This is a genomic window from Citrobacter sp. RHBSTW-00599 (genome assembly GCF_013784065.1).
Taxonomy (GTDB): domain Bacteria; phylum Pseudomonadota; class Gammaproteobacteria; order Enterobacterales; family Enterobacteriaceae; genus Citrobacter; species Citrobacter braakii.
Window position 1 is genome coordinate 3,466,637 of the sequence record NZ_CP056717.1, and the last position, 13,303, is coordinate 3,479,939.

A 13,303-nucleotide genomic window follows, 5' to 3' on the forward strand; every position below is an offset into this window, starting at 1 on the left:
GCCCGGTCCGGACGTGGAAAAGTGAAACAGCCCGGATTATTCGATGACTGATGAAGTAACAATATTTAGACATGAAGGCCGGATTATTCCGGCCTTTTTTTATTTGCATCAAAGAAATTGTAAATCGTTTTATATCGATGCTGAGCAAAAATTGACGGGTGTTTTAGTAAGCGATAGCGTGAATTTTTCACGTAAGTGATTAAAGTGAAAGGATTTTATGAGATTTTCCTTAAATGGAGTTTTAAGGAAATGGCTATTCCAGCTTATTTATGGCTCAAAGATGACGGCGGCGCTGATATCAAAGGTTCCGTCGATGTTCATGGACGTGAAGGCGGCCCGCTTGAGGTTGTACGATGAAACGGCTCGCATTATTGCTACTACTTCCGTTTATTGTGGCCACTTCAGCAGCTGGCGAAGTGAACTGGCCCGATGCGCTGAAAGGCGTGGCTACGGGCGTTCAAGCGTGGCTGAATAAAACGCCAGAACTCGCGGCTGCGGCAGATGTTAAGCAGGCCATTAAACTGGAAGATGCTTTATCTGCTGCCCTAACAGCAAATACAACCGGCGCTCTTGATGCGCTCAGCGTCATTGACGCGGGAAAATGGCCGCACATGATCGGGACTGATATTGTCTGCGGAGTGCCTGTTGAAGCTCCAGCAACCGTTGAGGATTTTTATCAGCGGACACGTCCTGCGTTGTTAAGCACTGATAAGGGCGCTCGCTGCTTGTGGTTCCTCGAAGCAACATATGAGGAATGGAAAGCAGACAAAGCCCGTCAGGTTAAGTAAGATAATTAACCCGGTCAATATGGCCGGGTCCTTTCCTCCGCTTCCCTTTGATTTTTCGTGCCGCAGCCGCTCCCTGAATACTCAACACCACACAATAACCGCTCATGCAGTGGGTTTAACCGACAGCACCGGCACCCCGCACACGTTCCGGCACCCAGTAAGGATTATTTAATGACATTTCCCGTCCCGACCGTTGCGGAAAGTACCGACCGCCAGTTACGCGATATTCAGAACGCGCTACCCGATGAGAACGTCGACACCAGCAGCGACAGCGACTACGCCGTCCGGGCTAATGCTGTATCAGGCGTGGCGGACGATCTCTACGCCTATCAGGGCTGGATTATTCGCCAGATTTTCCCTGACACCGCCGAGAAGGAGTATCTGGAGTTTACTCGATGCCGCACTGGCTGGACTGGTCACCAGTGCGAATAAAGTACCCTACTTCACCGGAGAGGATAAGGCAGCGCTGGCTGATTTAACTTCTGTTGGTCGTGACATTATCAGCAAGAACACTATTGCCGACATTCTCACATACCTTGATTTGCACGAAACCGGATTTGCCACCCTTGATTGAACGCAAAACAGTCCAGAATATTTCGCCACGCTACATACGGTTCCTGGCTACACTTTTTGGCTAACGAGAGGAGTCAGCATGAAACTAATCAGTAACGATCTGCGCGATGGCGAAAAGCTTGCGCATCGCCACGTCTTTAACGGCATGGGATATGACGGGGATAATATTTCCCCGCATCTGGCGTGGGATGACGTGCCCGCAGGGACTAAAAGCTTTGTCGTGACCTGCTACGATCCTGATGCGCCAACCGGCTCCGGCTGGTGGCACTGGGTGGTGGTAAATCTGCCAGCAGATACCCGCGTACTCACGCAAGGCTTCGGCTCCGGGCTGGTTGCGCTGCCGGATGGGGTGATTCAGACCCGTACGGATTTTGGTAAAGCAGGTTATGGCGGTGCTGCGCCGCCGAAGGGGGAAACCCATCGCTATATCTTTACGGTTCACGCGCTAGATGTGGAGCGTATTGATGTCGATGAGGACGCCAGCGGCGCGATGGTTGGCTTTAACGTTCACTTCCACTCGCTCGCCAGCGCCTCGATTACGGCGCTGTTCAGTTAAGCTGTGTTGTGCCGGATGTCGGCTTCGCCGCATCCGGCCTACTAAACAAGGCTTATCTACAGAAATTCAGGCAACAATTTCAACAATGCCCCCTGGGCTAACAGTTCGGTTGCGCACTCAATATCCGGAGCAAAAAAGCGATCCTGCGTATAGTGGGCAACCTGCTCGCGCAGAGCCTGGCGCGCCTGCTCCAGCAGCGGGCTTGAGGTTAACCCTTCACGCAGGTCAATCCCCTGACACGCCGCCAGCCACTCCACGGCAATCACGCCGCGCGTATTCGCTGCCATCTCCCACAACATGCGGCCCGCTGCCGGTGCCATAGACACATGATCTTCCTGGTTGGCGGAGGTCGGCAGGCTGTCCACGCTGTGCGGATGCGCCAGCGCTTTGTTCTCGCTCGCCAGCGCGGCCGCGGTTACCTGAGCAATCATAAAGCCGGAGTTCACCCCGCCGTTTTTCACCAGGAACGGCGGCAACTGCGACATATGTTTGTCCATCATCAGCGCAATGCGTCGCTCTGATAACGCCCCGATTTCCGCAATCGCCAGCGCCAGATTATCTGCCGCCATCGCCACCGGTTCAGCATGGAAGTTGCCGCCGGAAATGACATCGCCCTCTTCGGCAAACACCAGCGGGTTGTCGGAAACCGCGTTGGCTTCTACCAGTAAGACCTCCATTACCTGACGCATTTGCGTCAGGCACGCCCCCATCACCTGCGGCTGACAGCGCAAAGAATACGGATCCTGCACTTTTTCACAGTTATGATGCGACTGAGAAAGTGCGCTGGTGTCGGTCAACACATGGCGGTACAGCGCTGCGGCATCAATCTGCCCACGCTGTCCTCGTGCGGCATGAATACGGGCATCAAACGGACGACGAGAGCCCAATACCGCTTCGGTGGTCAGCGCCCCACACACCGTCGCAGACGCGAACAGCTCCTGGGCTTCAATTAACCCACGCAGCGCAAAGGCTGTGGAAGCCTGGGTACCGTTGAGCAGCGCCAGCCCTTCTTTCGCCTCCAGCGTAATCGGCTCCAGTCCGGCCTTTTTCAGCGCTTCAGTCGCCGGAAGCCATTCCCCCTGCCAGCGCGCTTTACCTTCGCCCAGCAGCGTCAGAGACATATGCGCCAGCGGTGCCAGATCGCCCGATGCGCCCACTGACCCTTTCGCCGGGATCAGCGGATACACCCCGGCATTCACCAGCGCAATCAGCGCTTCAATCACGCTGAGACGAATACCCGAAAAACCCCGCGCCAGGCTGTTGATTTTCAGCACCATAATCAGGCGAACCATCGCGTCATCGAGCGCCTCACCAACGCCTGCCGCATGGGAAAGCACCAGAGAACGCTGTAAATTCTGCAAATCTTCCGTGGCGATACGGGTCTGAGCCAGCAGGCCAAAGCCGGTATTAATGCCATACGCCGTACGGCCTTCAGCGACAATATTATTGACGCAGGCGACGCTTGCGTTGATCGCATCAATCGCCCCGGCATCCAGGCTCAGTTTGACCGGCTGCTGCCAGATGTCGCGCAGTTGCGCAAAGCTCAGATGACCCGGCGTTAATGTCATGGTGTTCATATCAACGTTTCTCCTGCGTCGCCGCGACCATCGGCAAATTCAGCCCTTCTTCGACGGCGCATTCCACCGCAATGTCATACCCGGCGTCGGCGTGGCGCATCACCCCGGTAGCCGGATCGTTATGTAATACCCGGGCGATACGCGCTGCGGCTTCATCAGTGCCATCGCAAACAATCACCATCCCGGCATGCTGGGAGAAGCCCATTCCTACCCCGCCACCGTGATGCAGTGACACCCAGGTTGCACCGCTGGCGGTGTTAAGCAGCGCGTTCAGCAGCGGCCAGTCGGATACTGCATCAGAACCGTCGCGCATGGCTTCGGTTTCGCGGTTCGGGCTGGCGACGGAGCCGGAATCCAGATGATCACGGCCAATAACAATCGGCGCAGACACTTCGCCGCTGCGCACCATTTCATTAAACGCCAGCCCCAGTTTTTGACGCCATTCCAGACCGACCCAGCAGATACGCGCCGGTAATCCCTGGAAGTTAATCCGCTCACGCGCCATATCGAGCCAGTGGTGCAGATGTTTATCGTCAGCCACGATCTCTTTCACTTTGGCATCCGTTTTATAAATATCCTGCGGATCGCCGGAAAGCGCCACCCAACGGAACGGGCCAATGCCGCGGCAGAACAGGGGGCGAATATAAGCAGGGACGAAACCAGGGAAATCAAAGGCGTTTTCCACGCCCATCTCTTTGGCCATCTGGCGAATGTTATTGCCGTAATCAAACGTCGGCACGCCCATTTTGCTGAACGCCAGCATTGCCTCAACGTGTGTTGCCATTGAGCGTTTCGCCGCCTGTACCGTGCCCTGCGGATCGGACACCGCTTTCGCCTGATACGCTTCCCAGCTCCAGCCGGACGGCAGATAACCATGCAGCGGATCGTGGGCGCTGGTCTGGTCAGTGACCATATCCGGGCGCACACCACGCTTCACCAGTTCCGGCACAACGTCGGCGGCGTTAGCGCATAGCGCAATGGAGACCGCTTTACCCTCGCGGGTGTACTTTTCGATACGCGCCAGCGCGTCGTCAAGCGATGTCGCCTGCTCATCCACGTAGCGGGTACGCAGACGGAAATCGATCCGGCTTTGCTGGCACTCAATATTCAGCGAGCAAGCACCTGCCAGCGTTGCGGCTAACGGTTGCGCCCCTCCCATGCCGCCCAGCCCGGCGGTCAGCACCCAGCGTCCGCTCAGGTTACCCTGATAATGCTGACGCCCAGCCTCAACGAAGGTTTCATAAGTCCCCTGCACGATGCCCTGGCTGCCGATGTAGATCCAGCTCCCGGCGGTCATCTGGCCATACATCGCCAGCCCTTTGGCGTCCAGCTCGTTGAAGTGTTCCCATGTAGCCCAATGTGGCACCAGGTTGGAGTTGGCAATCAGCACGCGCGGCGCATTATCATGGGTTTTGAAAACGCCAACCGGTTTACCGGACTGGACCAGCAGGGTCTCATCGGTCTCCAGTTTGGTCAGCGCGTTGACGATGGCGTCATAACATTCCCAGTCCCGCGCGGCGCGACCAATCCCGCCGTATACCACCAGCTCATGCGGATTTTCCGCCACATCGGGATCCAGGTTGTTCATTAACATGCGCAGCGGCGCTTCGGTCAGCCAGCTTTTGGCCGTTAACGTGGTGCCGCGTGGGGCACGAATATCCTGCTGACGGTACTTGCTATGAGACATGGTAGAGCACTCCTCGCGAACGATCGGACAGATAAGCAACATATACTTGTCTATACAAGTTGTCGCAAGCGTGCTTTTAACAAAAAAGATACAATTTTATTATACTGCGGCAGCAATCACGCTTTTCAGGACATAAACCGCCCTTGCAGGCGATAGCGGGAACCCGGGAAGAGCAAACGGGCATGAGAGACAATGGATGACGCAGACCAGGTTTTACGGCGGATCAGCAAGCAGGGATCGTGTTCTTTGATATTCAGCAGCACGCACTCTTCGGCACTGGCGCGGACCGCTTCAACAATATGCTCGCCTTCCGTTAAAGGGGCTATCAGCGACAGATAAGCGTGCGGCGTAGTCTGGCTGTAATCCTGCGCCAGATACGCTGGCACAATTTCGGCATTCACGCAGCGATCTTCAATCTGCACCGGCAGTTCGTTCTCGTAGTGCACCATGACAGAGTGAAAAATGGAGGTACCTTCTTTGACGTTTAACACCAAAGCCTGCTGCGCGCTTGCCTGGGTTCGTTCCAGCGTGATCACCTCGCAGCGGTGCTGATGCTGACGGGCGTTGATTTCATCCGCGATGCTGCGAATTTCAAATAGCGCAGACTGGCCCTTCGGCTCGGCGACAAACGTCCCTACGCCCTGCAAACGAACCAGTAACCCTTCATCCGTTAACTCACGCAGCGCCCGGTTGATGGTCATGCGGCTGAAACCATACTGCGCCACCAGCTCCGCCTCAGAGGGAATGCGATCGTGAGGTTGCCAGATACCGCTGGCAATCTTTTCGCTGATCTCCTGTTTGACCTTTTCGTAAAAAGGTGCCGGAGCAGAACGGGATGGGAGCATGCGTAAGCCTTCCTTAAGCTGAGAATGTGAGTGGGTACAGTTTACAGACATTACCCGAACCTGATAAGCGCAACGCCATCAGGTATATCAGTGCCACCAGTGCGCGATTTGCCAACCTAATCGCGCCGCAACGCGCGCCGCTCTGGCATCATCGTCAAAGCGTGGATTAAATTCAACCATATCCACCGCCTGCAGTTTACCGCTACGACACAGGGGTTCAATCAGATTCAGCAGCGTCGCCAACGGTACGCCCAGCGCAGCGGGTGCCGACACGCCGGGCATTTCCCACACCGGCAGCACGTCGAGATCGATAGTCAGATAGATAACATCCAGGTTGGCGACAAACTGCGCTAACTGCGCCTGCGCCGTTGCACAGAACAGATCCTCCACCACGGTCACACCGAGCCGTTGCGCCTCATCCCATAGCGCCTGGGTGTTTGCCGCCCGACTGACGCCGATACAGGCATAGTGAAATTCACGCTGCTGTTCATCGCAAAGCTGCGCCAGTTGGCGAAACGGTGTACCGGAAGTAGCCTGATCGGCATGGCGCAAATCGAGGTGCGCATCGAAGTTGACGATCCCCACTTTCGCCTGCGGGAACGCATCCAACACGCCTGCGCCGTGCGCAAATGCGGTTTCGTGTCCTCCCCCCAGAACAAAGGTACGTATATTCTCCTGCTGACAGCGCTGCACCGCATTGCGTAGCGCCTGCTGCGCGCCCTCAAGGTCGGGGGCCTGGGCCACAATATTTCCCAGATCTACCAGCCGATGATGCCCATCGTGGCTGGCTAAATTCGCCAGCGCCTTGCGCAGCACATCGGGCGCTCCGGCGGCTCCCGTCCGGCCCTGATTACGTTTCACGCCTTCGTCGCAGGCAAACCCAAGCAGCGCTATCTTCTCGCGATACATTTCTGGGCTAAATGTCGGGCTCAGCGTGATAGTCTGAAACAGGCGCAGCGCATTCGGCGATTCGGCGCGGTCATCACGTCCCTGCCACAGCGCAGGTGAAACAGGTTGCCAGTGAGTCATACTATTTGTCCTTTGAATACGCGTTGGTAGAGCGGGTTACGCCCCGGTTCATACAGGATCTCGACCGGGAGAGTTGCATCCCACACCACAAAATCGGCCACAAACCCGGCCTTCAATTGACCATGAGTGGCATGACGTCCCAGCGCCCGGGCCGCATGACGGGTGACGCCCGCCCATGCTTCTTCCGGCGTTAAGCCAAACTGAACGCAGGCCATATTCATCGCCCAGTGCAGGCTGATAAACGGGCTGGTACCCGGGTTAAAATCTGTCGCCACCGCCATCGGTACCTGATACTGACGCAGCAATGCCACCGGCGGACGCTGTTGCTCTTTAAGGAAATAGAATGCGCCGGGCAGCAGTACGCCGACCGTACCGCTTTGGCTCATCGCCGCTACGCCCGCTTCATCGAGATATTCAATATGATCGGCGGATAACCCGTGGTAGCGGCTTACCAGCTGTGCGCCACCCAGCAATGACAGCTGTTCAACATGGCCTTTAATCGGGATGCCCAACGCCTGCGCGGCCTGAAACACCCGCTCGCTCTGTGCCAACGAAAAACCCACGCTTTCACAAAACAGATCGACGGTCTCAAACAGCCCTTGTTCCCACAGCTGCGGCAAAATGGTCTCGCACACCAGCGTAATATAGCCGTCAGGATCATCCCGGTATTCTGCTGGAGTCGCATGGGCAGCCAACAGCGTGGGGCTTATTTCAATGATATTCTCCGCCGCCAGCGCCGCTGCCACACGCAATATTTTCTCTTCTGTCTGCAAATCCAGGCCGTAACCGGATTTTATTTCCAGCAAGGTAACGCCTTCTTTGATCAGCTGTTCCATACGCTGATGCGCTAGATGTAAGAGTTGCTCATCACTGGCGCTGCGGGTTGCTGATACGGTGGCATTGATACCCCCGCCCTGGGCGCTTATCTGCTGGTAGGAGACACCGTTTAGCCGCTGCTCCCATTCACCTGCACGGTTTCCACCAAAGACCAGATGCGTATGACAGTCAATCAGGCCTGGTGTAATTAGCCTGCCCTGCATATCAAAGGTATTGTCATGTGTGAGATAGAGCGATGACTCCGGGACGATATCGCGAATCTTCCCCTGGCGGACGATCAGCGCATGACCCTCCACCAGCCCATACGGGGTGTTACGTTCGGGATCCATGGTCGCCAGACGAACATTGCGCCAGATAACATCATCAGGGAAGAATTGCTGCATTCGACTCACCACTTGTCATAGGTTGTATAGACATTTATTTTTGATTATACGGATGTTGTCAACCTGAAGACCGTAATTGTTATGTATTTGTGATATACGGACTCTCCGCGCCGGGCATTACGGCGATAAAAACAACTTTTTACCTTTTAACCTTCCCGTTTCGCTCAACTTAGTATAAAAAAGCAGGCTTCAATGGATAACTTTCAAAGCCCGGAGCAACCTGTGAACATATCATCAGTTTCCCGTCTGGCGCTGGCAATGGCTTTTGGCGTGACGCTGACCGCCTGTAGCTCTACGCCGCCCGATCAAATTCCTTCCGATCAGACCGCGCCAGGTACCTCTTCGCGCCCGATCTTGTCGGCCAATGAAGCGAATAACTTCGTTGCTGCGCACTATTTTTCCGCGCTGACGCCAAACACCGCGCCGTGGAGCCCTTCTGCTATTTCTCTGCCTGCACAGCCTGACTTCGTGGTTGGCCCGGCTGGGACTCAGGGCGACACCCATACCAGCATTCAGGCTGCGGTTGATGCGGCAATCATCAAGCGTACTAACAAACGTCAGTACATCGCGATTATGCCGGGCGAGTATCAGGGCACGGTATATATCCCGGCAGCAACGGGAAGTCTGACGCTGTACGGCATGGGCGAAAAACCGCTGGATGTAAAAATTGGCCAGGCTATTGATGGTGACATGAGCACCGCAGACTGGCGTCGTACGGTGAACCCGGGCGGTAAATACATGCCGGGTAAACCGGCGTGGTATATGTTTGATAATTGCCAGAACAAGCGCGGCACAAATATTGGCGTGATGTGTTCTGCCGTCGTCTGGTCGCAAAATAACGGTCTGCAATTGCAGAACCTAACCATCGAAAACAATCTGGGTGACAGCGTTGATGCGGGTAATCACCCGGCCGTTGCGCTACGTACCGATGGCGATAAAGTGCAGATCAATAAGGTCAACATCCTCGGTCGCCAGAATACGTTTTTCGTGACTAACAGCGGCGTACAAAACCGTCTGGAAAACGATCGTCAACCGCGTACTTTGGTAACCAACAGCTACATTGAAGGGGATGTGGATATTGTTTCCGGTCGCGGCGCCGTGGTGTTCGATAACACCGATTTCCGTGTTGTGAACTCCCGTACGCAGCAGGAAGCCTATGTGTTTGCACCAGCGACGCTGTCAAACATCTACTACGGCTTCCTCGCCACAAATAGCCGCTTCACGGCGAGTGGTGATGGCGTGGCACAGTTGGGCCGCTCGCTGGATGTCGATTCGAACACTAACGGTCAGGTCGTTATCCGCGACAGCGTGATCAACGAAGGCTTTAACATGGCAAAACCATGGGCTGACAGCGTTATCTCGAAGCGTCCTTTTGCCGGTAATACCGGTGCACAAGATGACAAAGGTGAAATCCAGCGCAACCTGAACGACACCAACTTTAACCGCATGTGGGAATACAACAACCGCGGTATCGGTAGCAAAGTGGTTGCCGAACCGAAGCAGTAATCACAGCCATCAAACCGCTGGCGGGAACACTCCCGCCAGCCCCCTTCACCGCTTTCAACGTCTTTTCTTCACACAGGTCATATTTTCACCAATGCAGGTTTGAAATCGATCTATTTATAGCCAAAATAATTCGAGTTGTATGAAGGCAAGCCCAGGCGCTTACGTAAGTAAGTTACAGTAACGTTTAATTGGACAAATATTGTTTTGCCGCTAAACTCACTTTTTAACCTAAAATAGATAAAAAGCCAAGCCATATTAATTTTAATGTATGAGCATTGTCAATATATATCACTTTCCGGAAAAGGAAAATTACCGTAAATTTTTCTAAAAATAAATCAAAAAACCCGTTACGATATTTCCAATATATAATATATATATTGTGAAATTTTATTCAAAAACAACTCATCTGACCAGTAACCTTTATTCCTAATTATCCCATCACAGCTTTTGACTTCTGGTGATTTACGAAAAATGCCGCATATAATATTTCGGCACAGTGAGTGCAGGGTTAATTTTTTACAGCAACTAATATCTAAGGATTTATGGATATGAAAAACATGATTCATTCATGGAAAAGGAAATCAGCGCAGTATCGTGAGCTGAAAAAGCAGAAAGGCGTGACGCTGCTTGAAATTATCATTGTACTGGGCATTATCGGTATTATTGCCGCCGGTGTGGTTATTCTGGCACAGCGTGCGTTTACATCTCAGGATATTTCAGACCTGACCGATAATACGAACTCTGTCCGTGTTGCGATGACAGAGGCGTATAAAGACTCCGCTGAATATCCGGCTCGCGCTGATTCAAATTCAGAAACAAAAGCTGGGATCGAGACATCACCTGGAACATCCGCAATCGTTGGTCTGGTCAAGATGGGTAAAATCGGTCCTAGCGAAGCGTTCAATGGATTCTCTAACGATGCTTTTGAAATTGGACCTGCAAAACTTTCCGCTACTGCCGCGAAGAATAAAGCTTTCTTTATGGTAATCAACGGACTGGAGAAGGAAGATTGCCGTAACATTGTGTCACAGATTGGTTCTCAATGGGATTATGTGGCGACCACTACAGCGGCTGCAGGTGCAATGTCTGGTAATGCTGCAGCAATTGATATCAGTGTTGAAGCGAACCCTGCTACTGGTATTTTGAAAACAACGACTGATGATAAGTTAACGCCTGCCAATATCGTCTTAACTGGTGTCTGTGACACTGATCCAACTGGTCCAACTAACGCTATCGTTTTAGGTAGCCGTTAATAAATACTGGCAATATTTTTTTAATTTGTTGTACTTATTCTGCCCTCTTTATTAGAGGGCAGTCCTTCTAAATGGACTTTATAAATGATAAGTAAGCACAGCACGAATGCTCACGGCCGTCAGGCAGGCGTCACCCTTCTTGAAATGATTGTTGTGCTTGCCATTATCGGCATGTGCCTGATGACTTATGCCAATTATAAACGAAAAGAAGCCCAGCAAAGTCACCAACTGATTGTCGCTGATATGATCGCCCGTGATATTTCCGGCGTGATGCGCTTTGTGGCACAAGACAAACTGGCTACCACGAATAGCGCACAACAAGCCAACCCACTATACGGAAAAAATACTCACGTCAATATCGCGAATTATGATAACCGCGTCACTAACAGGACATTACAGGATTCACCCGACAGGGATGATAATAATTTTTATTCCGGTTGGTCTGCTGCTGTGTCAACACAAACCGATGTATCGCCCACCCGGGGTTCTCGCTATCTGTTTCTGGGTAGCGAATGTAGAAATGGCAATATTGAGAAAGGGAAGCTGCCCTTCAAGCTGACGGAGTCTATGCTGCCGTGTGAACTGCGCCCTGGCGCCGAATCGCTGGGTCTGGTGCTGGAACGCGTGGACTTCGTCAACAACAATCGCACCAGCGGGTTGGGCATTGAACGTGTCGACTTCTATCTCGTCTACCAGAACGAGGTCGAGAACGAAGGCCTCCATTTTGCCGGATTTATTAAGCCGCTGGAAAAAGCGCTGAAAAGCGTCGATCTCGGTTATCTGCAGGCGGTGGTGTTTGAAGTCAACAATAGCGGTAATTTTAACCTGGTAACAACGGCCGCAGACCAACCGCTGCAGATGGGGGACGTTCCCAATAATCTGGACAGGCTCGATGCAAATAAACGTTACGGCATTCGCTTAAGCTTAGACAAAAACAGTGAAGATATTACTGCCGATGGTTCTGTTCCGGCTGCCAAGCTGTGCTGGAACGATGCCAAAGGCGAGGCCGGACCGTGTATTACGGCGATTGATGAAGACCGCCTGCTGATTACCAGCAGCGATGCAACGGACAAAGATAAAAACGAACCGGCGATGTGCTGGAGCAGAGAGCAAAACAAGAGCACGCTGTGCCTGGCGGCAATGAACAGCAACGGCGTCAATCCGGATGGCAGGCTTAATCCAGACGGCACGCCGTATAATCCAGACGATCGCATTCTGCATCTGCGTACCAGCGCGGATAAAACAGACGGTAGCGAAGTGGATCCTGCTTCGCCGAGCTCGCTCAAAGGCACCACCGGCACGCTGTACGCCAATATCGTGATGGAAAATACCTCGCGCAGGCATCCGGAAAAATGGTATGTGGCTTACAATGAAACTGATGCTGACAGGCTTAAAAACGGTATCCAGGATGATGATGACACCCTTAGATTCCCTAATCAATTTGCAGATGCTTTCCATGGTCAGTATGAGCTGGTGACGCCCACCACCACCTTTTATCAATCATTTAAAAACAATTATCCGCAGGGTAAAAAACCGGATGTTGCTGATGCTGACTATATAAACTGGAATAGTGAGGATAATTACAAAAATCTCTTCACTGAACCAGGCGTGATTCGTTTACCGTTGCAAACGTGTCCTAAAGTAACCGGTATCGATAAAGATCGTAAAACCAAGCTGCGTAGCCTCTATCCCCGCCTGTCGGTCGCCATATCATCTGTCGCGGCAGATGAGGATGATGGGGCAAACAAAACCGGTGGCTATTTCGACTATACCCAGCAGGGGGCAACCCGGACGAATAGCTACAAGAGTAAGAACGATCCGAAACCTGTGGGCGCGGTAGCAGCTGTGGCGATCCAGGCCAACATTGTGGTGAACAAAGATATTGTCTCTGCCAACGTCCCGGATAAAGCGAACGTAAACGGAATCTTTGAGGACTGGATCGCGGAGAAATGGTTTAAAGGCACAAGTAATAATCTGGACGAGCCCTTCTGGTTAATCAGCGCCGCGTCGGCAACGATTACCCCTGATGGCAAAAAAAATGTGAATAAAATAAACCCACAGTCTCTCTCAGTGGTAATTAACCAGTGGTGCAGCACAATCCCGCAGGGGGGAATGATTTCATCCGAAGGTCACGCCTGGACTGAGGCGGAGCCGAATAAGTATGTGCTCCATTCTCTTGTTGCGGAAGATAACGATCTTAAGTTTTATAAAGAAAACGGTAATGAACTTGATATTCCGGACCATGAAAGAATCACCTATTAATCATTGG

General features: G+C 52.9%; 12 protein-coding genes and 1 pseudogene. 8 read left to right on the top strand and 5 right to left on the bottom strand.

The window, feature by feature from the left end; translation table 11 throughout:
- Positions 1–43: 43 nt before the first annotated feature.
- The 5 genes and pseudogenes from HV243_RS17090 (at position 44) to HV243_RS17105 (ending at position 1,917) form a co-directional block, all read left to right on the top strand.
- Positions 44–199, top strand: coding sequence for a hypothetical protein (locus HV243_RS17090; RefSeq protein ID WP_165500027.1), 156 nt, complete (start codon positions 44–46; stop codon positions 197–199).
- 154 nt (positions 200–353) lie between these two features.
- Positions 354–788, top strand: coding sequence for a hypothetical protein (locus HV243_RS17095; RefSeq protein ID WP_053388791.1), 435 nt, complete (start codon positions 354–356; stop codon positions 786–788).
- A gap of 171 nt (positions 789–959) precedes the next feature.
- Positions 960–1,220 (top strand): hypothetical protein, encoded by a 261-nt coding sequence (locus tag HV243_RS17100; RefSeq protein ID WP_047359449.1) that lies wholly within the window; start codon positions 960–962, stop codon positions 1,218–1,220.
- Positions 1,180–1,341 (top strand): annotated as a pseudogene (locus HV243_RS25610) (phage tail protein); the annotation flags it as partial. The gene HV243_RS17100 and the pseudogene HV243_RS25610, both read left to right, overlap by 41 nt.
- Positions 1,342–1,440: 99 nt before the next feature.
- The gene (locus HV243_RS17105; RefSeq protein WP_046274628.1) at positions 1,441–1,917 is read left to right on the top strand and encodes a kinase inhibitor; all 477 of its coding nucleotides are present in this window, start codon (positions 1,441–1,443) and stop codon (positions 1,915–1,917) included.
- Positions 1,918–1,973: 56 nt separating this feature from the next.
- On the opposite strand, the gene hutH is transcribed toward HV243_RS17105, so the two are convergent.
- The 5 genes from hutH to hutI form a co-directional block, all read right to left on the bottom strand.
- The gene (gene hutH, locus HV243_RS17110; protein ID WP_181603857.1) at positions 1,974–3,494 is read right to left on the bottom strand and encodes a histidine ammonia-lyase; all 1,521 of its coding nucleotides are present in this window, start codon (positions 3,492–3,494) and stop codon (positions 1,974–1,976) included.
- A 1-nt stretch (position 3,495) separates the two neighbouring features.
- The gene (hutU, locus tag HV243_RS17115; RefSeq protein ID WP_049043080.1) at positions 3,496–5,181 is read right to left on the bottom strand and encodes a urocanate hydratase; all 1,686 of its coding nucleotides are present in this window, start codon (positions 5,179–5,181) and stop codon (positions 3,496–3,498) included.
- A gap of 125 nt (positions 5,182–5,306) precedes the next feature.
- Positions 5,307–6,026 carry a histidine utilization repressor gene (locus HV243_RS17120; protein WP_053388790.1) on the bottom strand — a complete coding sequence of 240 codons (720 nt, stop codon included), beginning with the start codon at positions 6,024–6,026 and terminating at the stop codon, positions 5,307–5,309.
- 87 nt (positions 6,027–6,113) lie between these two features.
- Positions 6,114–7,055 (bottom strand): formimidoylglutamase, encoded by a 942-nt coding sequence (gene hutG / locus HV243_RS17125; RefSeq protein ID WP_053388789.1) that lies wholly within the window; start codon positions 7,053–7,055, stop codon positions 6,114–6,116.
- Complete coding sequence (gene hutI, locus HV243_RS17130; protein ID WP_049269855.1) at positions 7,052–8,275, bottom strand: imidazolonepropionase; 1,224 nt, start codon at positions 8,273–8,275, stop codon at positions 7,052–7,054. The genes hutG and hutI overlap by 4 nt, the downstream gene beginning before the upstream one ends.
- A gap of 222 nt (positions 8,276–8,497) precedes the next feature.
- On the opposite strand from hutI, the gene HV243_RS17135 reads away from it, so the two are divergent.
- From HV243_RS17135 to HV243_RS17145, 3 genes are all read left to right on the top strand, one after another.
- Positions 8,498–9,781 (top strand): putative acyl-CoA thioester hydrolase, encoded by a 1,284-nt coding sequence (locus HV243_RS17135; RefSeq protein ID WP_181603858.1) that lies wholly within the window; start codon positions 8,498–8,500, stop codon positions 9,779–9,781.
- A 548-nt stretch (positions 9,782–10,329) separates the two neighbouring features.
- Positions 10,330–11,034, top strand: coding sequence for a type IV pilus major pilin (locus HV243_RS17140; protein WP_046274623.1), 705 nt, complete (start codon positions 10,330–10,332; stop codon positions 11,032–11,034).
- Between the two features lie 84 nt (positions 11,035–11,118).
- Positions 11,119–13,296: a type II secretion system protein gene (locus tag HV243_RS17145; protein WP_131351989.1), complete on the top strand. Its 2,178-nt coding sequence runs from the start codon at positions 11,119–11,121 to the stop codon at positions 13,294–13,296.
- Positions 13,297–13,303: the final 7 nt, after the last annotated feature.